This is a genomic window from Pseudomonas paeninsulae, from assembly GCF_035621475.1.
Lineage (GTDB): Bacteria > Pseudomonadota > Gammaproteobacteria > Pseudomonadales > Pseudomonadaceae > Aquipseudomonas > Aquipseudomonas paeninsulae.
Genome location: NZ_CP141799.1, coordinates 1277768 through 1298304, shown reverse-complemented (window position 1 = coordinate 1298304; position 20537 = coordinate 1277768). Strand labels below are relative to the sequence as shown.

Here is a 20537-nt window from a genome sequence, read left to right as displayed (position 1 = left end):
GTAGGCAGCGGCCAGGTAATGCCGACTGTTGGATGGATCACACGTAAAGACTCAGGGGCCGGCGCGCCACACTCTGGCGCTCAACCAGGCCCGGGCAGACTGGGCAGTGGCAGAAGGCATCAGGTGCGCGTGGCGCACCCTACACGCCCAAGCCCCACGAGGGAGGAATTAGCAGAGCAGCACGCCCTGGAAATTCTCGGGCTCATCATTGGCCAGCGGTTGCGCAGTATTGTACGTGGCGATCAACTGCTGCGCGCGTTCGGCCTCTACATCGTCAACCATCAGGCCAAGCAGGCCACAGGCCGGCAGCTCGCCAACCCCGCCGAGCAGATGCTGGCCGGTCAGGTGGGCCTCGATGCCCTCACTGGCCAGCATGCCCAGCAGCAATTCGCCTTCCAGCACGTCCTGCGGCTCGTAAATACGCTGCATCAGTCGTTTTCTCCACGTACATCGAGCGTCCAGTCAATGCCATCGGTTTGCAAATCGAAGACAATGGGCCGACAGCACACCGGGCAATCCTCGATGTACTGTTGATCACCGGCGGAAAGGTCAAGCAGGGCTTCGACCGACTCGCCACAGTACGGGCATTGATAGAGCTGACTTTCCAGCATCGCGGTCTCCATGTGACTTGTAGGTATAATCGCCGGTCTATCGCTGGTCCCAAGCACGGAACCACCCTCCTCAACATTCTGTTAACCACAGCCAACCACGACAAGAGAGCATGATGGGCGAATTCGATGCCATCCGACCTTACGCCGACTCCGAAGTACCCCCTGTTCTGGCGCGCTTGCTGGCAGACGACGAGTTTCTCGACATCCTCACCCAGTATCGCTTCCCCCGCCTGGCCGCAGCACTCGGCTGGCTGCTTAAACCACTTATAGCCTATCGACTGCGTCTTGAGTTCAGCAAGGTTGCCTCGGTGGCGGCGCTGCAGGAGAAAGTTGAGGTTTACATCGACCAGAGCATCGAGCGCGCCACCGATGGCGTGACCTATTCCGGAGTCGAGCAACTCAAGGCCGGCAGCGCCTATCTGTTTCTCGCCAATCACCGTGACATCGTCATGGATCCGGCCTTCGTCAATTACGCGGTGTACCACGCAGGCCTGCCGACCCCGCGCATCGCGATTGGTGACAATCTGCTGCAAAAGCCCTTCGTCAGCGACCTGATGCGCCTGAACAAGAGCTTTATCGTGCACCGCTCGCTCAGCGGGCGCCGTGAGAAACTTGCCGCCTACCAACTGCTGTCAGCCTATATCAATCACTCGATCCGCACCGATTGCGAGTCGATCTGGATCGCCCAAGCCGAGGGCCGCGCCAAGAATGGCAACGACCGCACCGACTCGGCGATCCTCAAAATGTTCCACATGAGCCGCAAGAGCGAGCCCTTTGCCGAGGTGATTGCGGCGCTGAAACTGACCCCGGTGTCGATCAGCTATGAATACGACCCCTGCGACCAGGCCAAGGCCTGCGAGCTGTTCACCCGTGCCACCAGCGGCAGCTACAGCAAAGCCCCGGGCGAAGATGACCAGAGCATCGCCCTCGGCATCACCGGTTATAAAGGTCGCGTACACGTGCACTTCAGCGCGCCAGTAAGCAGCGGCCTGGAAGACAGCAAGCAGCTGGCCGCCGAGATGGACAGACAGATCCTCAGCGGTTACCGGCTATTCCCCGTGCATTACCTGGCCTATGCCATGTGCAACGAGCGCGATCCGGCACTCGACGTACCCAGTGCAGCGCAGCTATTTCCCGCCGAGGAACTGGCCCGCGCCGAAGCCGAGTGGAACAAGCGTCTGGCTCGCTGCCCGGCCGAACAGCAACCTTATCTGGTGCTGCAATATGCCAATCCGGTGCGCAACCAATACCGGGTGAAAGCCGGCTTGCCGCTGTAGGAATGCTTGACGCGGACAACAAACGGCAGCCCACGGGCTGCCGCTTTGGCTTGAAAGCATTGCCTGCGCCCCGTGGCAATTCAGAGCTGGGCGCTGCCCCAGGACAGCGCAAGCGACGCCGCCAGGCTGGCAAAACCGAAACGATAGAAAAACCGGTTAAGGCGCTGGGCCGGGGCGTCGAACACACACGCCTCCTCGACCATCGCCTTGGCAGTGCCACCCGCGATCAAGCGCGCCACTGCACGCTGCTCACGCACGCGGGTGGCTATCAGCAACCAGCTCCCGGCAAGCCCGAAGAACAGGGCAAGGGCATTCAACGACTGCGCGGGTTGGCCAAGAAAAACAGACCAGAGCGCCTGCAACGGCATCAGCAACCTCCACATCAAATTGGTGCACCGATCACGCCGGCGCACCACGAAAGGGAAAATGCCGGCGCTGCCGAACGGAATGAAGCGACTGCGTTGATCGCTCGAGGAAGGAAAACTCGATGCTCCAGGGATAGCCGCTGAATCTCCGCCTCAAGTACTTCTATCAGTCGCACTTCACACCGCCGCAACCCACCGGACGATCCGAAAAACCGCGCACAGTTTACTGGAGGCCGCCTATTTAGAAGTTTCGTTTCCGACGAACGAAGGAGCTATCCCAAAATCGTCTGAAAATCGTCACATTCCTGGCCTAAGCTTTGAATCCTCTTCAGCTACGCCACCGTCATCGCTGCACGGGAGCGTATCCAACCTACCCGCGGAGGAATTGCCATGCTCACCCCACAACCGCTTGATCGTGATTACCTGATCGATTCTCTCGACGAGATGGAAGAAGCTGTCATCAACGAGCTGTCCTTCAACGTTCAGGACCACCACTGGCTGGTCTATTGTGCCCTTGGTGGCCATGAACACTATGACCTGCCGGACATCGACCCACACACCGGCTTCAGCTTGCCGGCGTTTTACGCCGAAGCGGCCTGAATCCTCCCCAAAAAGCCCAGCACGACTGCACGACCGTTCACCCAAGAAAAAACGCCGCTCCCCCGTTACCGGAAAGCGGCGTTTTTTTGTGTGCGGCGCAGACCCCGGATGGGGCCACCTGCAGCTCTGATTGATGGGCTGCAGCCATCCTGCACAATTCCGGACATGTATCGCACGTCTGTGCCATCAAGAAAAAATGCCGCTTATCCCTTACGGGGAGCGGCATTTTCTCTGACTCTCGAACTATCCGATTTGTCGCTGACAACCAAGACCTGACGAGCCGGATCTTGGCTGAGCAGCCTTGCGCTACGCGCCGACTTTTATCGACTAGCGATTATTGGCGGAGCATTTGCCCAATGGTCGGATCCTTGAACGCGCGGGTCATGGCATCGCTCAACACATCACTGACCAGCTTGGTATTGGTTTCCTGGTTCGGCGCCATGCCAAAGCGCTGATTCAACGAGGCGCCGTAGCGACCGTTGTAACGGCGCACGCTGTTCTGCACGTCGATGCGGAAGGTCGCGGTGATATTCGATTCGGTGACGTACAGGCCTTCTTTTGGCGACTGGTACTTCAGCTCAGCCAAGGTCAAGGTCAGTTGCGGCGCGTTGTAAGCGTTCGGCGTCGGCGTGAAGCCAAGCAGGCGCACCGCGGCTTCTGCCTGAGCTTGCAGTTTTGGCACGATATCCTGGCCGGTCACGACGATCGCGCTGGTTTCCGGGTACAAGCCACCACGCGTGCCGAGTACTGGCGACGGACGGCCGTCGACAACCTTCACTACCACCGGCTGGCCTTGGCCAACGGCGGCCAGCGGGCCATTGATCTTGGGTTGCGGGCTGAGTTGTTGCGGGCTGTGGGCGCAGCCGACCAGGGTCAGGCTGACAACAGCGATCAGACCAAACAACAGGCGATGCAGCATGCTCATCTCTCCATGGGTGTAGGGCGCAAAATTGCTCTGCAGTATACCCAGCGACAGCATGGGCTAACAGCGCCGCAGACAAGACTCGAGGCTGCCAGGCTGTTGTCACGGCGTTGTCATGCCTGGCTGGCATAAGACTTTAGTCGTCAACCGCCCTGAGTCCATGCCATGTTTTTCCTTCGCTCCTGGCTCGCCCCACGCCGCCACATCCGCACATTTGCCTTACTCGATAGATTTGGCCTGTGCCGCGCCTTTCGCCAGTCAGCCCAGGCGCCACAAGGCCTGGGCTGGATCGAAGTCAATCAGCAGCAGCTCGGCTGGCTGCATAAACCACTTCCCAACAGCGCGCGCATCGCCCCAACAGAGACACATTTGGCCGCCGTCAAAGCGTTAGCTGCCTGACCGGAGGAAGAAGAAAACGCACTTGAGTGCGATCAATTTCCCGGTATTCGTCTTATAATCGCGCCCCGATTATAAGGACGTCTCCTGATCGGGCCTCGCCGTACTGCTGATGCATTAGCCATCGGCCACGCCCCAGAGAGTCGCCCACTTCGTGCTGCCCCTTCCGGCTAGCCGCTTTACCCATACGCAGAACGCCTTGCAGCCAGCAACGGGAGTTTTGCGCGGGCAAAAAGGCAGGCCTGGGCGAACGAGCTTTTGAGGTTCACGGCTCCAAAAGAGCGTGACAAAAACGGTTTCAACAACTTCACAAGAGTGTGGCGAAAATGAACGATCTTGCGGCTGGCAAATGCTCCGTCATCCCCTCCTGCCTCACCCCGGGACATCTCAGCGATCGCTGATAGGCGTTGTTTCACGCTTAGGCCTCTGGCCGTCAATTGGGTGCTGCATTTTTAGGAGAAGTGATAATGGCGCAGAACGATTACGAAACAGTAGATGCGGTGCTGGTTGGCGCCGGCATCATGAGCGCGACCTTGGCCGTGCTCATGAAAGAACTTGATCCGAACCTCAAGCTGGAAGTCATCGAACTGATGGAGTCCGGCGCGATAGAAAGCTCCAACCCCTGGAACAATGCCGGTACCGGCCATGCCGGGTTGTGCGAGCTGAACTACACCCCGCAAGCGGCGGATGGTGCTATCGACATCAAAAAATCGGTGACCATCAACACCCAATTCGAGGAGTCGAAGCAGTTTTGGGCCTATCTCGTTGAGAAAGGCACCTTTGGCGCGCCCAAGTCCTTTATCACCCCGGTGCCGCACCTGAGCTTCGTGCGCGGACAGGAAGGCATCGACTTCCTCAAAGCGCGTTTCAAGGTGCTCACCCAGCACCACGCCTTCGCCGAAATGGAATACACCGAAGACCGCGCGACCATGGCCAAGTGGATGCCACTGATGCTGCCGGGCCGCGACCCTCAAGAACCGATCGCTGCGACCCGGGTCATGGCAGGCACCGACGTCAACTTCGGCGCACTGACCAAACACCTGCTCGACCACCTGGGCACACAGCCCAACGCACAGGTCAAATGCAGCCAGAAGGTCACCGGCCTCGAGCGCAACCAGCAAGGCTGGCTTGTCAAGATCAAGGATATGCAGAACGGTGGCCACCGTACGGTCCAGGCCAAGTTCGTCTTCCTTGGCGCCGGTGGTGCCGCCCTGCCATTGCTGCAGATGTCCGGCATCCCGGAAGGTAACGGGTTCGGCGGTTTCCCGGTCAGCGGCCAGTGGTTGCGCTGCGACAACCCAGAAGTAGTCAAACAGCACGAAGCCAAGGTCTATAGCCAGGCCGAAGTGGGTTCGCCGCCGATGTCGGTGCCGCACCTCGATACCCGCGTGGTCGATGGCAAGAAATCCTTGCTATTCGGGCCCTACGCCGGGTTCTCGACCAAATTCCTGCGTCACGGCTCCGTGCTCGATCTGCCGCTGTCGATACGCCCCAACAACATCGGCCCGATGCTTGCGGTCGCACGCGACAACTTCGAACTGACCCGTTACCTGATCAAGGAAGTGATGCAGTCCGATGAAAAGCGCCTGAAGACCCTGCGCGGTTTCTACCCTGAGGCGAAAGCCGAAGACTGGCGCCTGGAAATGGCCGGTCAGCGCGTGCAGATCATCAAGAAAGATGCCGAGCACGGCGGCATCCTGCAGTTCGGCACCGAACTGGTCGCGGCGCAGGACGGCTCCATCGCCGCCCTCCTCGGCGCATCGCCAGGCGCGTCGGTGACCGTGTCGATCATGCTCGATCTGATTCAGCGCTGCTTCCCCGAGCAGGTTAAATCCGAGCAGTGGCGCAGCAAGCTGAACGAGATCTTCCCTGCCATGGCCGAGGTGCTTGCCAACGAAGCCGAACGCTATAGCGAGGTGCAGACGCGCTCCGACGAACTGCTGCAACTCAACGAGCCAGCAATGGCTTGAGTCGACTGCAGTACTAAAAAACCGCCTTTCGAGGCGGTTTTTTTATAGGCGCTGCACAGGGGACGCGCTTGAGTACTAGGCGGAGGCAGCCATGGGGTAGAAGCTGAAATATTGATGCAGTGCATCGACCATCTCGACGAACTCGGCTGGCGGCACCACCATGGCGAAACCTGAGTCGAAGCTGCCCGGGGTGACATCCTCATGGCACCACTGGCACGTGGCCGAGAAGTCGATGAAGCGTTGCGCATTTGGCCCTGGAATTTTCAAGCGCATGTCGAAGCGCGCGCCCACCAGCATCGGCAGTTGGCTGATCAACATCAGACCCTCCAACGACACATTACCGATATAGCCCATTGGCTTGTCGGTTATGCGGTTGAATACCTTCAGGTAGTAAGGCAACTGCTGACGATCTATTCGGCGCTGAATAGGCATAATGGCAAATCGCTATGAATGGGCTTTAAGTATGGCCGCACTACCGCTCTTAAACCAGTTTCAGGAACAGCGTTCGGACACTCGGTCGCGCAGCTGACGACGAGCAGCATCAAGCTGTTCATCGCCGTAATAGCTCCGCTCACCCGACGCCTCGGTGTGAAAATAGCGGCGTCCCTCCGGGATCTGCGCCAGCCTGTTGCGCAGCTCAGCGCACTCCTGCGCACGTAGGGCTTGGCGTTCCGCTGATACAGCCGAAGCCTGCGCCTGCTCGGCACGGCGGGCCTCATAGAAGCGCGCGGTACGCTCCTCGCGTTGACGCGTTAGATCGTCGCGCTCGATCACCTGCGGCCTGATCTCGATCTGCTCGGCTCCGGCCGCAACAGGCCGCTGATCGAAATGCACTTGGCCATTGGCGTCGACCCAGCGATAAACCTCCGCTGCCGCCAATCCCGGCAGCAACAACAGACAGAACAACACGCGCATGATTTTCCTCCCTGAAATAATGCTTCAGCTTACCCCTGCAATAACCCGTTACCAACCTCGGCGACCGGCGGTCAGAGTGCCGTGGATGCAGCCCTGGTCGCTCCAGCAGGACGGTAATGTCCCAACTGCTGCAAGGTTTCCAGGCGCGCGCGGGCGCGGAACGCGTATTCGCTGGTGGGATAACGACTGATAAGGAACTCATAGGTCTGCGCCGCATCGACGAACAGGTTTTGCCGCTCCAGACACTGGCCGCGCAGCATGGATATTTCCGGCTGCAGGTAGCCACGCGAACGGCTTTTGCGCTCGGCCTGGGATAACTCCAGAATGACCTGGGGACAATCGCCCCGCTCATAGGCGCGATAGGCATTGTTCAGGTGGTGGTCGAGCGACCACCGGGTACAACCGGCGGCGCTGAGCGCCAGGATCAGAATCAACAGGGTTCGCATGGGTCTCTCCTCCAATGAGCAGTGTATCGACTGACACGGCAAAATCTGCAGGGCACCCCGACACCCGGTTCAGGCGCCAAGGAATTGCCTGTCCACTAAGCTGATACAGATCAACGCCAGCAGCGCCCCCATGCGTTGCAATGTGCAGCTAACCCACAGCGAGGTCCAGGCCATGAATCTGCAACAGCTACTGGTTGTCATCGATCCCCAGCAGATACACCAACCGGCACTCGAGCGGGCGCTATGGCTGGCACGCAAGAGCCGCGCGCAACTGCACCTGCTGCTGGTCGAATACAACGCCACCCTGGAAGCCGGCCACCTGTTCGATACGGCCATGCAAAGCCGGGGCCGGGCCGCCTTGCTCGAACGTGGCACGGCATGGCTGGAGGAGTTGGCCGCGCCACTGCGGGCCGAGGGCCTGGAGCTGCATCTGGACGTGCGCTGGGGCAGGCCGCTGCACAAGCTGGTGCTGGAGAAAGTGGCAGAGCTGGCGCCAGACCTGGTGCTCAAGTCCACCGCTCATGACAGCCCGCTACGCCGGCTGCTGCTGACCAACAGTTGCTGGCAGTTGATCCGCCATTGCCCGGCAGCGCTATGGTTGGTGCACCATGCCGAGTGGCAGGGCCATAGCCTGTGTGCGGCGCTGGACCCACTGCACAGCGCCGACAAACCGGCGGCGCTCGATCATCAACTGATTCGCGCAGCCAGCGAGCTGAGCCGGCAACTGGGCATGCAGGCTCATTACCTGCACAGTTATTCCCCCCTGCCGCACACCCTGATGTTCGATGCCGAACTGCTCGCCAATTACGACGACTATGTCGCCCGCTGCGCCGCCCAGCACAGTGACGCCTTTGCCCAGTTGCTCGGCCAATACCCGATCGCCACGCCCGACACCCACCTGATCGAGGGCTTTGCCGAAGAAGTCCTGCCACGCTTTGTTCGCGAGCAGCATGTCGATCTGCTGCTGATGGGCGCCATCGCTCGCGGCCACCTGGATACGGCCCTGATCGGGCATACCGCGGAGCGCATTCTGGAGAGCGTGGACTGTGATTTACTGGTCCTAAAACCTGAGAGCTTATGAAAAAACTCTCGCCTACTGCGGCCGCCTCCAGACGCCCGCTACTGACGTTGCACTACGTGAAAAGCAGGGTCATTTAGCTCACTAAACTCCCCTACTTTTCACGCAGCGCGCCTTGCCGCGAACACCTGGAGACAGCCTCGCGACGGCGCTCGATATTTTCACAACCGCTGAGCATAAAGGTAGTGCAGAGCAACAATGACTACAGGATTACGGCGTAGTAGCCTCGCGCTTAATCGCAACTCAGGAGTCCGCGCATGACCTTTCGCCGTACCAAAATCGTCGCCACCCTTGGTCCATCGAGCAATTCGCCCGAAGTCCTCGAGCAACTGATCATCGCGGGTCTGGATGTGGCCCGCCTGAACTTCTCCCATGGCACGCCGGACGAGCACAAGGCCCGCGCCAAGCTGGTCCGCGAACTGGCCGCCAAGCATGGCCGGCATGTCGCCCTGCTTGGCGACCTGCAAGGACCGAAGATCCGCATTGCCAAGTTCGCCTGCAAGCGCATCGAGCTTAAGGTCGGCGACCCGTTCACCTTTTCCACCAGTCACCCGCTGACTGAAGGCACCCAGGAAATCGTCGGCATCGACTACCCGGACCTGGTCAAGGATTGCGGCGTCGGCGACGAGCTATTGCTCGACGACGGTCGGGTAGTGATGCGCGTGGACACGGCAACTGCCGACGCCCTGCACTGCTCGGTATTGATCGGCGGCCCGCTGTCCGACCATAAAGGCATCAACCGTCGCGGCGGTGGCCTGACCGCGCCAGCGCTGACCGAGAAAGACAAGGCCGACATCATCCACGCCGCCGAGATGGACCTGGATTACCTGGCCGTGTCCTTCCCGCGCGACGCTTCGGACATGGAGTACGCGCGCAAACTGCGCGACGAATCAGGCGGCACCGCCTGGCTGGTGGCCAAGATCGAACGGGCCGAGGCCGTGGCCGACGACGAAACCCTCGACGGTTTGATCCGCGCCAGTGACGCGGTGATGGTCGCCCGCGGCGACCTTGGCGTGGAAATCGGCGATGCCGAGCTGTGCGGCATTCAGAAGAAAATCATTCTGCATGCACGGCGCCATAACAAGGCGGTGATCACGGCGACCCAGATGATGGAGTCGATGATCCAGAACCCGATGCCGACCCGCGCCGAAGTCTCCGACGTAGCCAACGCCGTGCTCGACTATACCGACGCGGTGATGCTCTCGGCAGAAAGTGCTGCCGGTGCCTACCCGTTGGAAGCGGTGCAAGCCATGGCGCGGATTTGCATCGGTGCGGAAAAACACCCGACCAGCAAAGCCTCCAGCCACCGCATGGGCACGACCTTCGAACGTTGCGACGAAAGCATCGCCCTGGCGGCCATGTACACGGCCAACCATTTCCCGGGCGTCAAAGCGATCATCGCCCTGACCGAAAGCGGTTACACCCCGCTGATCATGTCGCGGATTCGCTCCTCGGTGCCGATCTACGCCTTCTCCCCCCACCGCGCCACCCAGGCGCGTGCCGCCATGTTCCGCGGCGTCTACACCGTACCGTTCGACCCGGCGGCCATGCCCCCGGAACAAGTCAGCCAGGCGGCCGTGGACGAACTGCTCAAGCGTGGCGTGGTCAAGCCGGGTGACTGGGTGATCCTGACCAAGGGCGACAGCTACCACACCATCGGCGGCACCAACGGCATGAAGATCCTGCATGTCGGTGAAGCGCTGGTGTAAGGCCCGCGTCACCCTGTAAAAGGCCGCTCGATGAGCGGCCTTTTGTTATCCGCAGGGAACACCGTGCGCACTCCAGGAGTCGGCGTTTAGCCGAGTTTGGAGAAGTCCGCCGGACGCCGCTGCATGAAGGCCGTCAGCGCCTCGATAGCTTCCGGCGAGCGCAGGCGCTGACCGAACAGCGCGCCCTCTTCCTCGATCACCCGGCGCAACTCCTCACGCCCAGGCGCGCGCATCAAGCGCTTGCTATCGGTCACTGCCGAGGGCGGCAGTTGCTGGAAGCGCAGGGCCATCTCGCGGGCCTTGGCCAAGGTCGCGGCGCCGCCCTCCAGCGCCTGGTTGGCGATGCCCCAGGCAGCCGCTTGCTCGCCGGTGAAGCTTTGCCCAAGCAGCAGCAACTCGGCCGCCCGCACATGGCCGAGCAGGCGCGGCAGAATCAGGCTGGAGCCGAATTCGGGGCACAGGCCCAGGTTGACGAAGGGCATCTTCAGGGTCGCCTCACGGCTGACGTAGACCAGATCGCAATGCAACAGCAGGGTGGTGCCGATGCCCACCGCCGGGCCGCTGACCGCCGCTACCACCGGCTTGCTGAACTCGAACAGGACCTGCATGAACTGGAACACGTCACTTCCCAGCCCGGACGGTGGCGCCTGGATGAAATCGGCCACATCGTTGCCACTGGTGAAGCACGTCTCGCCGCCGGTGATCAGCACGGCGCGTACGCTGCTGTCCTGATCGGCCTGCTTGAGCACCTCGGCCATGCCGCTGTACATCGCCCGGGTCAGGGCGTTTTTCTTGTGCAAACGGTTCAGGCGCAGGGTCAACAGACCTTCCTCGCGCTCAACCAGCAGGTGCTCACTCATCACTCAAACTCCGGGGCTGACACCGCAGTGGCGGTTATCGGGCGTGCGGCAAGAACAGGTCGGCAAATATCTGATTACGCGGCATACCTGCCAAATACAGGCGCCGGGTAAAGGCTTCGACACTGTCGGGGTGGCCGCAGAGTAAGGCGAGGGTTTGCCGGGAAGCAAGGCGCAGTTCGGCCAAAGCCGCTGACATCTCGGCCGCGCTGAGCAGCTCGACCTGCAACTGCGGATACTGCGCCGCCAGCTGCGTCAGGGGCTCGGCCAGGTAATGCCCGGTGCGATCATGGGCCAGATGAATGACCCGGATGCGGCCCTGGTGATCCTGGCGCAGTGCTTCGCGCAGCACCCCGTAGAGCGGTGCCAGCCCGGTGCCGGCCGCCAGCAGCCAGAGTGAGCGCATCTGCCAATCGGGGTCGTAGTGCAAGGCGCCACCGCGCAGCTCACCGAGGCGCAAGGTATCGCCCGGCTTGAATGCCCGCGCCGCATCGCTGAACGCGCCGCTATGACGACAGTCCAGATGGAACTCCAGCCAGGAGTCTTCGCCAGGCAGGCTGGCCAACGAATAAGGTCGGGCAATCCCCGTGTCGGTCCAGAGCACCAGATGCTGACCGGCTCGGTAACGCAGCGGTTGTTGAGGCGTCAGGCGCAAGCGCAACACATCGGGGCTCAGCCAGTCACAGGCATCGATATGCGCAGGCCGGCCATCGCGCACGGGATCGAACACTTCGACCTGCAAGTCGTCGACGATCCGACACTGGCAGGCCAGGCGCCAGCCCTGCTCACGACGCTGTTGGTCGAGCGCCTCGGGCTTGGCATCCAGCGGTTCACCGCGCAGGCAACGCACCAGGCAGGCATGGCAACTGCCCGAACGGCAACTGTAAGGCACCTCAACACCGCCCTGCAGCAGGGCATCGAGCAGGTTGCTGGCAGGCGCAACGGTCAGCCGCTGCTCGCCCACCCGGAGTTCAGGCATCGATATCCTCCCAGGCCGCCGCACACCGGTTACGTCCGTTGCGTTTGGCCCGGTAGAGCGCCTGATCGGCACGTTGCAGCGCCTCATCCAGGTCATCGTGCATGGTCAGTAAGGTCATTCCGATGGACAAGCTCAGAGTATCCACCTTAATGCCCAAGGGTTCAGCCTGATTGAAGGCCTCGCGCAAGCGCTCGCAACAGGCGGTGAACCGATCGGGCTGGGTATTGGGCAGCAACAGCACGAATTCCTCGCCGCCGTAGCGCGCGATAATATCGCCATCGCGCAGACAGGCTTGCGCCACGGTGGCGAAGGTCTGCAGCACACGATCACCCGCGGCGTGACCGTGGACATCGTTGACCCGCTTGAAGTGATCCAGATCGATCAGCGCCAGGCCGTGCTGACTGTCGGCGCGCAGGTTTTTCAGCTCACCTTTGGCAAAGCGCAGGAAATGGCGGCGGTTGAACAGGCCGGTCAGCTCATCCGTCGCGGCCAGGTCTTCGAGCTGGCGCATCATTCCGCGCAAGGTGTCCCGGTGTGCCTGCAAGGCGAAGCGACGCTGGCGCATGCGCTGCCGCATAGCCTGCACATAGCTGGCAAACAGGCTCATCCAGAGCATCACGCCGCCCAGCACGCAGACCTGCAAGATGGCCTGACCGGGATCGGCCAACGGGTACCGATAAGCCTCGTATAGGTTGAGTCCGGCGAAGCCGAAAAAAGCGATGACCGCGCAACGCGCAAACACTTTTGGTGGCAACTGGAACACGCCGAACAACAGGATCAGCACGTAGAACACCAGCAAGGCGCCGCGCCCATTGGCAAACATGCCCAACAAAACCGTCAGCCAGGCCAGAGCCACCAGCACCTGCGCTTCGGTCAGGCTGGGGTCACGAAAACGCAGATTCTGCCCGGAGAGAAACAGGCCGAGGAAGGTCGACTGAGTGAGTATTGCCAACCCAGTGAGGAGCAGCGTAGTCGCTATGGAGGCACGAAACAGATCGTTGAATACCGCGATCCAGCACAGTAGCGCCGTGAGGGCGTAAGTCACCACCGCCATGCCGAAGCGTTTCAGCAGCAGGCGTTGCAGAGTACGCTGAGTGACCCGCTGATGGCTTAGGCTCATGAGGGCTTATGGGCTCCATCCCATACTGGCATTCAGCCGCTACTCTACGCCCGTACTCATTAAATGCCTAGCACGTTCAGGGGCCGATCAGCGACCAAGGTCGACCATCGGCGACTGTCCGCTCAGCAGCCTGCGCGTTATACTGCCGCGCCTTTTTTACTGCACCCGCGCGTCGACTCGTGGTTCGCCGTCGCCGTAGTTTTGCCCTACTCCTACCTTTATAAAAAGGAGCGCCAAGCATGACCGTGATCAAGCAAGACGACCTGATCCAGAGCGTCGCCGACGCCCTGCAGTTCATCTCCTATTACCATCCCGTGGATTTCATCCAGGCCATGCATGAGGCCTACCTCAAGGAAGAGTCCCCGGCCGCGCGCGACGCCATGGCGCAGATCCTGATCAACTCGCGCATGTGTGCCACCGGTCATCGACCGATCTGCCAGGACACCGGTATCGTCACCGTATTCGTCCGTGTGGGCATGGACGTGCGCTGGGACGGCGCGACCATGAGCGTCGACGACATGATCAACGAAGGCGTACGTCGCGCCTACAACCTGCCGGAAAACGTCCTGCGCGCCTCGATCCTGGCCGACCCGGCCGGTGCGCGCAAGAACACCAAGGACAACACCCCGGCGGTGATCCACTACTCCATCGTCCCCGGCGACAAGGTCGACGTGGACGTTGCAGCCAAGGGCGGCGGCTCCGAGAACAAGTCGAAGATGGCCATGCTCAACCCGTCCGACTCGATCGTCGACTGGGTGCTCAAGACCGTGCCGGAAATGGGCGCCGGCTGGTGCCCACCGGGCATGCTCGGCATCGGCATCGGCGGCACCGCCGAGAAGGCCGCGGTGATGGCCAAGGAAGTGTTGATGGAGTCCATCGACATCCATGAGCTGAAAGCCCGCGGCCCGTCCAACCGGGTCGAAGAGCTGCGCCTGGAACTGTTCGACAAGGTCAATCAGCTGGGCATCGGTGCCCAGGGCCTGGGCGGCCTGACCACCGTGCTCGACGTCAAGATCATGGACTACCCGACCCACGCCGCCTCCCTGCCGGTGTGCATGATCCCCAACTGCGCCGCCACCCGTCACGCCCACTTTGTGCTCGATGGCACTGGCCCGGCCGAACTGACGCCGCCGCCGCTGGACGCCTACCCGGAAATCGTCTGGGAAGCTGGCCCGAGTGCGCGCCGCGTCGACCTCGACAGCATCACCCCGCAAGACGTGCAGAGCTGGAAGCCGGGCGAAACCGTACTGCTTAACGGCAAGATGCTCACCGGCCGCGACGCCGCGCACAAGCGCATGGTCGAAATGCTCAACAAGGGTGAACAGCTGCCGGTCGACCTCAAGGGTCGCTTCATCTATTACGTCGGCCCGGTCGATCCAGTCGGTGACGAAGTGGTTGGCCCAGCCGGCCCGACTACCGCCACGCGGATGGACAAGTTCACCCGGCAGATCCTCGAAAGCACCGGCCTGCTCGGCATGATCGGCAAGTCCGAACGCGGCCCGATTGCCATCGAGGCGATCAAGGACAACAAGGCCGTATACCTGATGGCCGTCGGCGGCGCCGCTTACCTGGTGTCGCAAGCGATCAAGAAATCCAAGGTGCTGGCTTTCGCCGAAATGGGCATGGAAGCCATCTACGAGTTCGAGGTCAAGGACATGCCGGTGACCGTTGCGGTCGATACCAAAGGCGAGTCGGTGCACATCACCGGCCCAGCGATCTGGAACAAGAAGATCGCCGAAAGCCTGGCGGTGGAAATCAAGTAACCCCGCCGCGCATCAACGACAAACCCGGCCTGGTGCCGGGTTTGTCGTTTTCATGGGTAAGCGACCGAGTCAGTCCAGCGGTTCATCGTCACGAATGAGGGTGTATTGCCGGCCTTGCTCGTCGTCGCTGTAGTCGTGCACATAGAACATCACGACCTCCCCCAGCCCCGGCATGGTCGCCACATAATCGCCAACGTCAGCCACGAAGAAATCAGCCGAACCGGGCTTGGCCTCGCACTCGATATAGGCGCTGACGAACGTATCGGGCTCGGCATCGCCGAAGTAGTCGGCACGCTCGAGTTCATCCCATTCGGCAGGCGCCTGGAACGCGCCACTAAACAAAATCTTGGCATCGCCAAGGTCCAGCTCTTCGGCATCGGGATCATCGTCATCCGGGCGGTAGACGGTGCAGTCCTGGGCGTCCGGGTTGCTGAGAATGGCCAGGCGTTGCTGGGGGTCGATCTGGGGCACGTGGATCTCCTTTATCAGGATTGCAGCCTACAGGAGGCATAAGAAGTTGTGAAAATAGCCAGCACCATCGGCGAAACGCGCCATGCAGCAGTGGGCACCTGGAAATGGTCGCCGTTGCTGAGCCGTCTTCACAGACGCTCAGTGTGGCGGGTAAAGACCAGGGCTTTCAAGCCGCTGTCAGATTGAATATCGGCAAACTCCGGCGGGTTTTCCAGGCGCTGGACAAAGCTCAGACTCGGCGCTTCAAGGGCCATGCTCTCGAGCAAAAAGTCGGGGCCGATGTCCGGATCATTGATGCAGGCCAGCACCACGCCGTGCTCGCTGAGCAACTCGGGCAGGCGGCGCAGGACTTTTCGATAATCCTGGGTCAGGACAAAGCTGCCCTTCTGGAATGACGGCGGATCGATGATGACCAGATCATAGGGGCCACATTTTTTCACCTTGCCCCAGGATTTGAACAGGTCGTGACCGAGGAAACTGACCTTGCTCAGGTCATGCCCATTCAGCCGATGATTGTCTCGCCCGCGGCTCAGGGCCGCCCTGGCCATGTCCAGGTTGACTACATGCTCGGCGCCACCGGCAATCGCGGCCAGCGAAAAGCCACAGGTGTAGGCGAACAAATTGAGGACCCGCTTGCCTTGGGCCTGGGTTTGCACCCAGCGGCGGCCGTAGCGCATGTCGAGAAACAGGCCGGTGTTCTGCTTCTTGCCAAAATCCAGCTTGAAACGCAGGCCATGTTCGCTGATCAGCCATTCATCGCAAACCTCGCCGAGCAGCCACTGTGTTGCGCTGTCCGGCAAATAGCGGTGCTGCAGCAACAGGCTGTGCGCCTGACTGTCCAGCCAGGCCGGCGAGCGGGTCAGCGTCATGAGCATGTGTTTCAGCGCGGCCAGCTGCGCTTCCTCCGGCTCGCGGAACAGCGACACCAGCAGCACACCCTGCAACCAGTCGACCGTAACATGCTCAAGCCCCGGCCAGCAGCGCCCCCGGCCATGGAACAGGCGCCTGGTTTCGGCGGGAACGGGGCTTAGCCCGGCGAGCAACTGCTGCTGCAGGGTAGCGATAGCATCTGAATTCATGGGGTTCTTATCACCTTGTCGTTGCGGCGCATTTTAAACGCAATAGCGGTTAGGCCCCGGAAATTACTCAGCTGATCAGCTGACAAACTCGACGCCCCATCACCGGCAGCGCAGACAGCTGCAGGGAGCCGCGCCCGCTCTCGCCGGGCTTGCCGCATTTGCCACATCCGTGGGGGTCACCCGGTCCAGGGCGATAGCAGGCATGGTCGGCTGCACAAACATCGCGTCAGGGTCGGCCCTGCAACGCCGCGCGTAGCCCAGATAAGCGCCTTGGTAATCCGGGAAACACAGCCTGACCCAGCCAATTACCGATCGCTTAAGTCTGCGTTAAGACTCACAGCCGACACTCGTACCCAAGCCAACAGATGAGGTTCCGTTCATGGAGCTGCCTTGGGTGCAATACGACAATGCGTTGGCTCGAATCGGCCGCGATCAACCGCTGAGCCTGTTCCTGGCGCACGCCGCCAGCCCACGCCGGGCGGAGCTGGAAGCCTTTATCCACGAGCGCTTCGCGCTGCAGCATGGCGCTAGGGTGAGTCACTTCATGCCTTGCCTGTTCGGCCTGAAGGATGTCGACGGCCAGTTGCTCGGCGCGGTCGGTCTGCGCGGTGGCGCGAATGCTCCACTGTTTCTCGAACGCTACCTGAGCCAACCGATCGAAGGCGTGATCGCAGCCCATCAGCAACATAACCCACCCAGCCGCCAGCAGATTGTCGAAGTCGGCAACCTGGCCGCCAACAACCCCGGCGCTGCACGCCTGCTGATAGTCGCCCTGACCGACCTGCTGGTGGCCATGGGCTTTCGCTGGGTGACGTTCACCGGTACGCCGGGCCTGCTCAACAGCTTCCAGCGCCTGGGCCTGACGCCCTTGCCGCTGGGGCCAGCCAACCCGGACTGCATGGGCACCGAGCTGGCAGATTGGGGCAGCTACTACGACTCCCTACCGCAGGTGATGGCCGGCGACATCTACGCCGGCCATCAACGCCTGCTGCACCTCGGCGTCTATCCGCGCCTGGGCCACCAAGCCTTTTATGCCCTGGAGGGTATGCCCAATGTGGCCTGCAGCTGACAGCCTGTTCGACCAATTGGCCTTGCACGCCGAGCGTATTGCCCTGCGCGAAGGCGCGCGGCAATTGAACTACCGTCAGTTGCTTGACGAAGTGTCGCGCCGCAGTGCGCACCTGACGCAGCTTGGCGTCCAACGCGTCGCCCTGGCCCTGGATAATGGCATCGATTGGTTGCTGTGGGATCTGGCCGCGCTCCAGGCTGGCCTGGTCTGCGTGCCGCTGCCCGGCTTCTTCTCCACCGACCAGCAGCGTCATGTGCTGGACAGCGCCGGGGTCGACTGCCTGCTCGGTCAGGACAGTCCCGCGTATCGCGACCTGGGCTTCACGGCTACAGACGCCGGTCTGCTGCTGCGCCCGCAACCCTCGACCGTCGAACTGCCCGCAGGCACCTGCAAGATCACCTACACCTCGGGCACCACCGGCCAGCCGAAAGGCGTCTGTCTGGATGCCCACACCCAGCTGCAAGTCGCCCGTAGCCTGGTCAAGGCCAGCGCCGCCTGCCAGGTCGAACGCCACCTGTGCGTGCTGCCACTGGCCACCCTGCTGGAGAACATCGCCGGGGTCTACGCACCGCTGCTGAGCGGTGCTTGCGTCGAGTTACTGCCGATGGCCGAGGTCGGTCTGCTCGGCGCCAGCCAGTTCGACCTGCCGTGTTTTCTCGGCGCGCTGAACCGCGTGCAACCAAATAGCCTGATCCTCCTGCCGCAGTTGCTCCTGGCCCTGGTCAGCGCCGCAGAACGCGGTCTGCCGCTGCCCGACTCGTTGCGCTTCATTGCAGTGGGCGGCGGCCGGGTGGCGCCGCAACTGCTCGAACGCGCCGACGCCCTGGGTCTGCCGGTGTTCGAAGGCTATGGCCTGTCCGAATGCGCCTCGGTGGTTTGCCTGAATACCCCGATACAGCGCCGTATCGGCAGCGTCGGCAAGCCACTCGAGCACCTCGAGATCCGTCTCGGCGCCGATCAGGAAGTCCTGGTCAAAGGCCCGCGCCTGCTCGGTTACCTGGGCGAGCCGGCAACTCAGGGCGAATGGCTCGGCACTGGCGACCTCGGTCACTTCGAGGAGGGTTTCCTGGTCCTGCACGGGCGCAAGAAGCACCAGTTCATCACCGCCTTCGGCCGCAACGTCAACCCGGAATGGGTCGAGGCCGAGCTGGCCCAGCAGCTGCCGATCGCCCAGGCCTGGCTGCATGGCGAAGCGCTGCCGGCGAATGTCGCGGTGCTGGTGCCACGCTTGCCCAACACCAGCGACCAGCAACTCGCCGCGGCGGTCGAGCAGGTCAACCAGCAGCTCCCCGATTACGCCCGCGTGCACCACTGGCTGCGCGCCGAGCAGCCCTTCAACGCGAGCAACGAGCTGGCCACCAGTAATGGCCGCCTGCGCCGCGCCGCCCTTTGCCAACATTACCAATGCGCCATCGAACAGCTGATGGCCGATCAATCCAGCTACGGAGACGCCTGATGAAATTCTATGAGTCCCTGCTCGAGCAAACCCGCAGCGAACGCGAATACCTGCTGAGCGCGCCGATCATTCAGCAAGCCATGGCCGGCACGGTCAGCCTCGACAGCTATGTGGCCTTCCTCCGCGAGGCTTACCACCACGTCAAGCACACCGTGCCGCTGCTGATGGCCTGTGGCGCGCGCCTGCCGGAACGCCTGGAGTGGCTGCGCGAGGCGATCGCCGAGTACATCGAGGAGGAATACGGCCACCAGGAATGGGTACTCAACGACATCCGCGCCTGCGGCGGCAACCCCGATGTGGTGCGCGGCAGCGTGCCCAAGCTGGCCACCGAGCTGATGGTCAGCTTCGTCTATGACCGCATTGCCCGGCATAACCCGGTGAGCTTCTTCGGCATGGTCACCGTGCTCGAAGGCACCAGCATCGCCTTGGCCACCCAAGTCGCTGGAGTCATTCAGGACAAGCTGCAACTGCCAGCCCAAGCCTTCAGCTACCTGAGTTCCCACGGCAGCTTGGATCTGGAACACATCGAATTACTGAAAAGGCTGATGGACCGCCTGGACAACGCCGACGACCAGGCCGCCGTGGTGCACACCGCCAAGGTGGTCTACCGCCTGTATGGCGACATATTTCGTAGCCTGCCGCTTAGCGCCTGAGGAAAACCCATGAAACTTTCTGAATGCCGCGCCGTGATTACCGGTGCCAGCGGCGGCATCGGCCAGGCGCTGGTCGCCGCCTTGCTGGCCGAAGGGGCCCACCTGCTGCTGGTGGGCCGCCGACTGGGGCAGATGCAGAGCCTGGCGCAGCGCTACCCAGGCCAGATGGTAGTGGTCAAAGCCGATATCAGTGAACGCGCCGGGCGTGACACCGTGGTGGCCGCGGCCCAGCGCTTCGGCGGGATCAATACCCTGATCAACGCCGCCGGGGTCAATTGCTTCAGCCTGCTCGACGAGCATGACGAGACGGACATTGCCGAACTGATCGGCACCAACGTCACCGCCACCCTGCAGCTGACCCATCGCCTGCTACCGCTGTTGCGCCAGCAAAGTCGGGCGCTGCTGGTCAACCTCGGCTCGACCCTGGGCGCCATCGGTTATCCGGGTTTCAGCGTCTACTGCGCGAGCAAGTTCGCCCTGCGCGGTTTTTCCGAAGCGCTGCGCCGCGAGCTGGCCGACACCCAGGTCAAGGTCCTCTACTTCGCCCCACGCGCCACCCGCACCGGCATGAACGCGGCCAACATGGTGGCAATGAACGACGCGCTCAACGTCACCATGGACGATCCACTCAGCGTCGCCGCGCAACTGGTCGAAGCCATCCGCCGTGAACACCAGGAAAGCTACCTGGGCTGGCCGGAAAAACTCTTCGTGCGTCTTAACAGCCTGTTGCCACGCCTGGTCGACCAGGCACTGCGCAAGCAATTGCCGATCATTCAACGCTGCGCCCGCTCAAAGCCCTGA

The 20537-nt window shown here is 61.8% G+C and carries 23 protein-coding genes; 11 read left to right on the top strand and 12 right to left on the bottom strand.

Annotated elements, in window-relative coordinates; translation table 11 throughout:
• Positions 1–168: 168 nt before the first annotated feature.
• Both VCJ09_RS05935 and VCJ09_RS05930 read right to left on the bottom strand, forming a co-directional pair.
• Entirely contained in the window at positions 169–429 is a 261-nt protein-coding gene (locus VCJ09_RS05935; RefSeq protein ID WP_324733532.1) for a putative signal transducing protein, read from the bottom strand.
• The gene (locus tag VCJ09_RS05930; RefSeq protein ID WP_079201012.1) at positions 429–611 is read right to left on the bottom strand and encodes a CPXCG motif-containing cysteine-rich protein; all 183 of its coding nucleotides are present in this window, start codon (positions 609–611) and stop codon (positions 429–431) included. The genes VCJ09_RS05935 and VCJ09_RS05930 overlap by 1 nt, the downstream gene beginning before the upstream one ends.
• A gap of 110 nt (positions 612–721) precedes the next feature.
• On the opposite strand from VCJ09_RS05930, the gene VCJ09_RS05925 reads away from it, so the two are divergent.
• Positions 722–1888, top strand: a complete 1167-nt coding sequence (locus VCJ09_RS05925; protein ID WP_324733531.1) for a 1-acyl-sn-glycerol-3-phosphate acyltransferase — start codon at positions 722–724, stop codon at positions 1886–1888.
• An 80-nt stretch (positions 1889–1968) separates the two neighbouring features.
• Here the strand turns inward: VCJ09_RS05925 and VCJ09_RS05920 are convergent, their stop codons facing one another.
• Complete coding sequence (locus VCJ09_RS05920) at positions 1969–2256, bottom strand: hypothetical protein (RefSeq protein ID WP_324733530.1); 288 nt, start codon at positions 2254–2256, stop codon at positions 1969–1971.
• A gap of 387 nt (positions 2257–2643) precedes the next feature.
• Between VCJ09_RS05920 and VCJ09_RS05915 the strand changes: the two genes are divergently transcribed.
• Positions 2644–2853 (top strand): hypothetical protein, encoded by a 210-nt coding sequence (locus VCJ09_RS05915; protein ID WP_324733529.1) that lies wholly within the window; start codon positions 2644–2646, stop codon positions 2851–2853.
• A 334-nt stretch (positions 2854–3187) separates the two neighbouring features.
• Here the strand turns inward: VCJ09_RS05915 and VCJ09_RS05910 are convergent, their stop codons facing one another.
• Positions 3188–3772, bottom strand: a complete 585-nt coding sequence (locus tag VCJ09_RS05910) for a YajG family lipoprotein (RefSeq protein WP_079201008.1) — start codon at positions 3770–3772, stop codon at positions 3188–3190.
• A gap of 168 nt (positions 3773–3940) precedes the next feature.
• Between VCJ09_RS05910 and VCJ09_RS05905 the strand changes: the two genes are divergently transcribed.
• Positions 3941–4174, top strand: a complete 234-nt coding sequence (locus VCJ09_RS05905) for a hypothetical protein (RefSeq protein ID WP_324733528.1) — start codon at positions 3941–3943, stop codon at positions 4172–4174.
• Positions 4175–4638: 464 nt separating this feature from the next.
• Positions 4639–6141 (top strand): malate dehydrogenase (quinone), encoded by a 1503-nt coding sequence (gene mqo, locus VCJ09_RS05900; protein WP_324733527.1) that lies wholly within the window; start codon positions 4639–4641, stop codon positions 6139–6141.
• A gap of 75 nt (positions 6142–6216) precedes the next feature.
• Here the strand turns inward: mqo and VCJ09_RS05895 are convergent, their stop codons facing one another.
• From VCJ09_RS05895 to VCJ09_RS05885, 3 genes are all read right to left on the bottom strand, one after another.
• Positions 6217–6573 carry a PilZ domain-containing protein gene (locus tag VCJ09_RS05895; protein WP_324733526.1) on the bottom strand — a complete coding sequence of 119 codons (357 nt, stop codon included), beginning with the start codon at positions 6571–6573 and terminating at the stop codon, positions 6217–6219.
• Between the two features lie 60 nt (positions 6574–6633).
• On the bottom strand, positions 6634–7056 hold the full coding sequence (locus tag VCJ09_RS05890) for a DUF4124 domain-containing protein (RefSeq protein ID WP_324733525.1): 423 nt from the start codon (positions 7054–7056) through the stop codon (positions 6634–6636).
• 71 nt (positions 7057–7127) lie between these two features.
• Positions 7128–7502, bottom strand: a complete 375-nt coding sequence (locus VCJ09_RS05885) for a tetratricopeptide repeat protein (RefSeq protein ID WP_324733524.1) — start codon at positions 7500–7502, stop codon at positions 7128–7130.
• A 172-nt stretch (positions 7503–7674) separates the two neighbouring features.
• Here VCJ09_RS05885 and VCJ09_RS05880 point away from each other — a divergent pair, with 172 nt between their 5' ends.
• Together VCJ09_RS05880 and pyk are read left to right on the top strand one after the other, a co-directional pair.
• Positions 7675–8583, top strand: coding sequence for a universal stress protein (locus VCJ09_RS05880; protein ID WP_324734606.1), 909 nt, complete (start codon positions 7675–7677; stop codon positions 8581–8583).
• Positions 8584–8837: 254 nt separating this feature from the next.
• Positions 8838–10289, top strand: a complete 1452-nt coding sequence (gene pyk, locus VCJ09_RS05875; RefSeq protein ID WP_324733523.1) for a pyruvate kinase — start codon at positions 8838–8840, stop codon at positions 10287–10289.
• 86 nt (positions 10290–10375) lie between these two features.
• Here the strand turns inward: pyk and VCJ09_RS05870 are convergent, their stop codons facing one another.
• From VCJ09_RS05870 to VCJ09_RS05860, 3 genes are read right to left on the bottom strand one after another with little or no spacing between them, the layout of a single operon-like run.
• Positions 10376–11149: an enoyl-CoA hydratase gene (locus VCJ09_RS05870; protein ID WP_324733522.1), complete on the bottom strand. Its 774-nt coding sequence runs from the start codon at positions 11147–11149 to the stop codon at positions 10376–10378.
• 34 nt (positions 11150–11183) lie between these two features.
• A complete protein-coding gene (locus tag VCJ09_RS05865) occupies positions 11184–12125 on the bottom strand; it encodes an iron-sulfur-binding ferredoxin reductase (protein WP_324733521.1) in 942 nt (313 codons plus the stop codon).
• Positions 12118–13245 (bottom strand): GGDEF domain-containing protein, encoded by a 1128-nt coding sequence (locus VCJ09_RS05860; RefSeq protein ID WP_324733520.1) that lies wholly within the window; start codon positions 13243–13245, stop codon positions 12118–12120. Before VCJ09_RS05860 ends, VCJ09_RS05865 begins: the two co-directional genes overlap by 8 nt.
• A 239-nt stretch (positions 13246–13484) precedes the next feature.
• Between VCJ09_RS05860 and VCJ09_RS05855 the strand changes: the two genes are divergently transcribed.
• Entirely contained in the window at positions 13485–15008 is a 1524-nt protein-coding gene (locus VCJ09_RS05855; RefSeq protein WP_079200998.1) for a fumarate hydratase, read from the top strand.
• 69 nt (positions 15009–15077) lie between these two features.
• On the opposite strand, the gene VCJ09_RS05850 is transcribed toward VCJ09_RS05855, so the two are convergent.
• Both VCJ09_RS05850 and VCJ09_RS05845 read right to left on the bottom strand, forming a co-directional pair.
• Positions 15078–15479: a hypothetical protein gene (locus tag VCJ09_RS05850; protein WP_324733519.1), complete on the bottom strand. Its 402-nt coding sequence runs from the start codon at positions 15477–15479 to the stop codon at positions 15078–15080.
• A 128-nt stretch (positions 15480–15607) separates the two neighbouring features.
• A complete protein-coding gene (locus VCJ09_RS05845; protein WP_324733518.1) occupies positions 15608–16558 on the bottom strand; it encodes a class I SAM-dependent methyltransferase in 951 nt (316 codons plus the stop codon).
• Between the two features lie 379 nt (positions 16559–16937).
• On the opposite strand from VCJ09_RS05845, the gene VCJ09_RS05840 reads away from it, so the two are divergent.
• Genes VCJ09_RS05840 through VCJ09_RS05825 form a run of 4 tightly spaced genes read left to right on the top strand, consistent with a single transcriptional unit; the run spans position 16938 to position 20537 of the window.
• Positions 16938–17627, top strand: a complete 690-nt coding sequence (locus VCJ09_RS05840; protein ID WP_324733517.1) for a thermostable hemolysin — start codon at positions 16938–16940, stop codon at positions 17625–17627.
• Positions 17611–19083, top strand: coding sequence for an AMP-binding protein (locus tag VCJ09_RS05835; protein WP_324733516.1), 1473 nt, complete (start codon positions 17611–17613; stop codon positions 19081–19083). The genes VCJ09_RS05840 and VCJ09_RS05835 overlap by 17 nt, the downstream gene beginning before the upstream one ends.
• Positions 19083–19736 (top strand): TenA family transcriptional regulator, encoded by a 654-nt coding sequence (locus tag VCJ09_RS05830; protein WP_324733515.1) that lies wholly within the window; start codon positions 19083–19085, stop codon positions 19734–19736. The genes VCJ09_RS05835 and VCJ09_RS05830 overlap by 1 nt, the downstream gene beginning before the upstream one ends.
• A 9-nt stretch (positions 19737–19745) precedes the next feature.
• Entirely contained in the window at positions 19746–20537 is a 792-nt protein-coding gene (locus VCJ09_RS05825; protein ID WP_324733514.1) for an SDR family oxidoreductase, read from the top strand.

Bases quoted from the DNA above. Each gene is read 5' to 3' on its own strand.
- VCJ09_RS05905 (WP_324733528.1), top strand. From the start codon at position 3,941: ATGTTTTTCCTTCGCTCCTGGCTCGCCCCACGCCGCCACATCCGCACA.
- VCJ09_RS05845 (WP_324733518.1), bottom strand. From the start codon at position 16,558: ATGAATTCAGATGCTATCGCTACCCTGCAGCAGCAGTTGCTCGCCGGG.
- VCJ09_RS05920 (WP_324733530.1), bottom strand. From the start codon at position 2,256: ATGCCGTTGCAGGCGCTCTGGTCTGTTTTTCTTGGCCAACCCGCGCAG.
- VCJ09_RS05870 (WP_324733522.1), bottom strand. From the start codon at position 11,149: ATGAGTGAGCACCTGCTGGTTGAGCGCGAGGAAGGTCTGTTGACCCTG.
- VCJ09_RS05880 (WP_324734606.1), top strand. From the start codon at position 7,675: ATGAATCTGCAACAGCTACTGGTTGTCATCGATCCCCAGCAGATACAC.
- VCJ09_RS05925 (WP_324733531.1), top strand. From the start codon at position 722: ATGATGGGCGAATTCGATGCCATCCGACCTTACGCCGACTCCGAAGTA.
- VCJ09_RS05935 (WP_324733532.1), bottom strand. From the start codon at position 429: ATGCAGCGTATTTACGAGCCGCAGGACGTGCTGGAAGGCGAATTGCTG.
- VCJ09_RS05830 (WP_324733515.1), top strand. From the start codon at position 19,083: ATGAAATTCTATGAGTCCCTGCTCGAGCAAACCCGCAGCGAACGCGAA.
- VCJ09_RS05835 (WP_324733516.1), top strand. From the start codon at position 17,611: ATGTGGCCTGCAGCTGACAGCCTGTTCGACCAATTGGCCTTGCACGCC.
- VCJ09_RS05930 (WP_079201012.1), bottom strand. From the start codon at position 611: ATGCTGGAAAGTCAGCTCTATCAATGCCCGTACTGTGGCGAGTCGGTC.
- VCJ09_RS05890 (WP_324733525.1), bottom strand. From the start codon at position 7,056: ATGCGCGTGTTGTTCTGTCTGTTGTTGCTGCCGGGATTGGCGGCAGCG.
- VCJ09_RS05885 (WP_324733524.1), bottom strand. From the start codon at position 7,502: ATGCGAACCCTGTTGATTCTGATCCTGGCGCTCAGCGCCGCCGGTTGT.
- VCJ09_RS05840 (WP_324733517.1), top strand. From the start codon at position 16,938: ATGGAGCTGCCTTGGGTGCAATACGACAATGCGTTGGCTCGAATCGGC.
- mqo (WP_324733527.1), top strand. From the start codon at position 4,639: ATGGCGCAGAACGATTACGAAACAGTAGATGCGGTGCTGGTTGGCGCC.
- VCJ09_RS05825 (WP_324733514.1), top strand. From the start codon at position 19,746: ATGAAACTTTCTGAATGCCGCGCCGTGATTACCGGTGCCAGCGGCGGC.
- VCJ09_RS05895 (WP_324733526.1), bottom strand. From the start codon at position 6,573: ATGCCTATTCAGCGCCGAATAGATCGTCAGCAGTTGCCTTACTACCTG.
- pyk (WP_324733523.1), top strand. From the start codon at position 8,838: ATGACCTTTCGCCGTACCAAAATCGTCGCCACCCTTGGTCCATCGAGC.
- VCJ09_RS05860 (WP_324733520.1), bottom strand. From the start codon at position 13,245: ATGAGCCTAAGCCATCAGCGGGTCACTCAGCGTACTCTGCAACGCCTG.
- VCJ09_RS05865 (WP_324733521.1), bottom strand. From the start codon at position 12,125: ATGCCTGAACTCCGGGTGGGCGAGCAGCGGCTGACCGTTGCGCCTGCC.
- VCJ09_RS05910 (WP_079201008.1), bottom strand. From the start codon at position 3,772: ATGCTGCATCGCCTGTTGTTTGGTCTGATCGCTGTTGTCAGCCTGACC.
- VCJ09_RS05915 (WP_324733529.1), top strand. From the start codon at position 2,644: ATGCTCACCCCACAACCGCTTGATCGTGATTACCTGATCGATTCTCTC.
- VCJ09_RS05855 (WP_079200998.1), top strand. From the start codon at position 13,485: ATGACCGTGATCAAGCAAGACGACCTGATCCAGAGCGTCGCCGACGCC.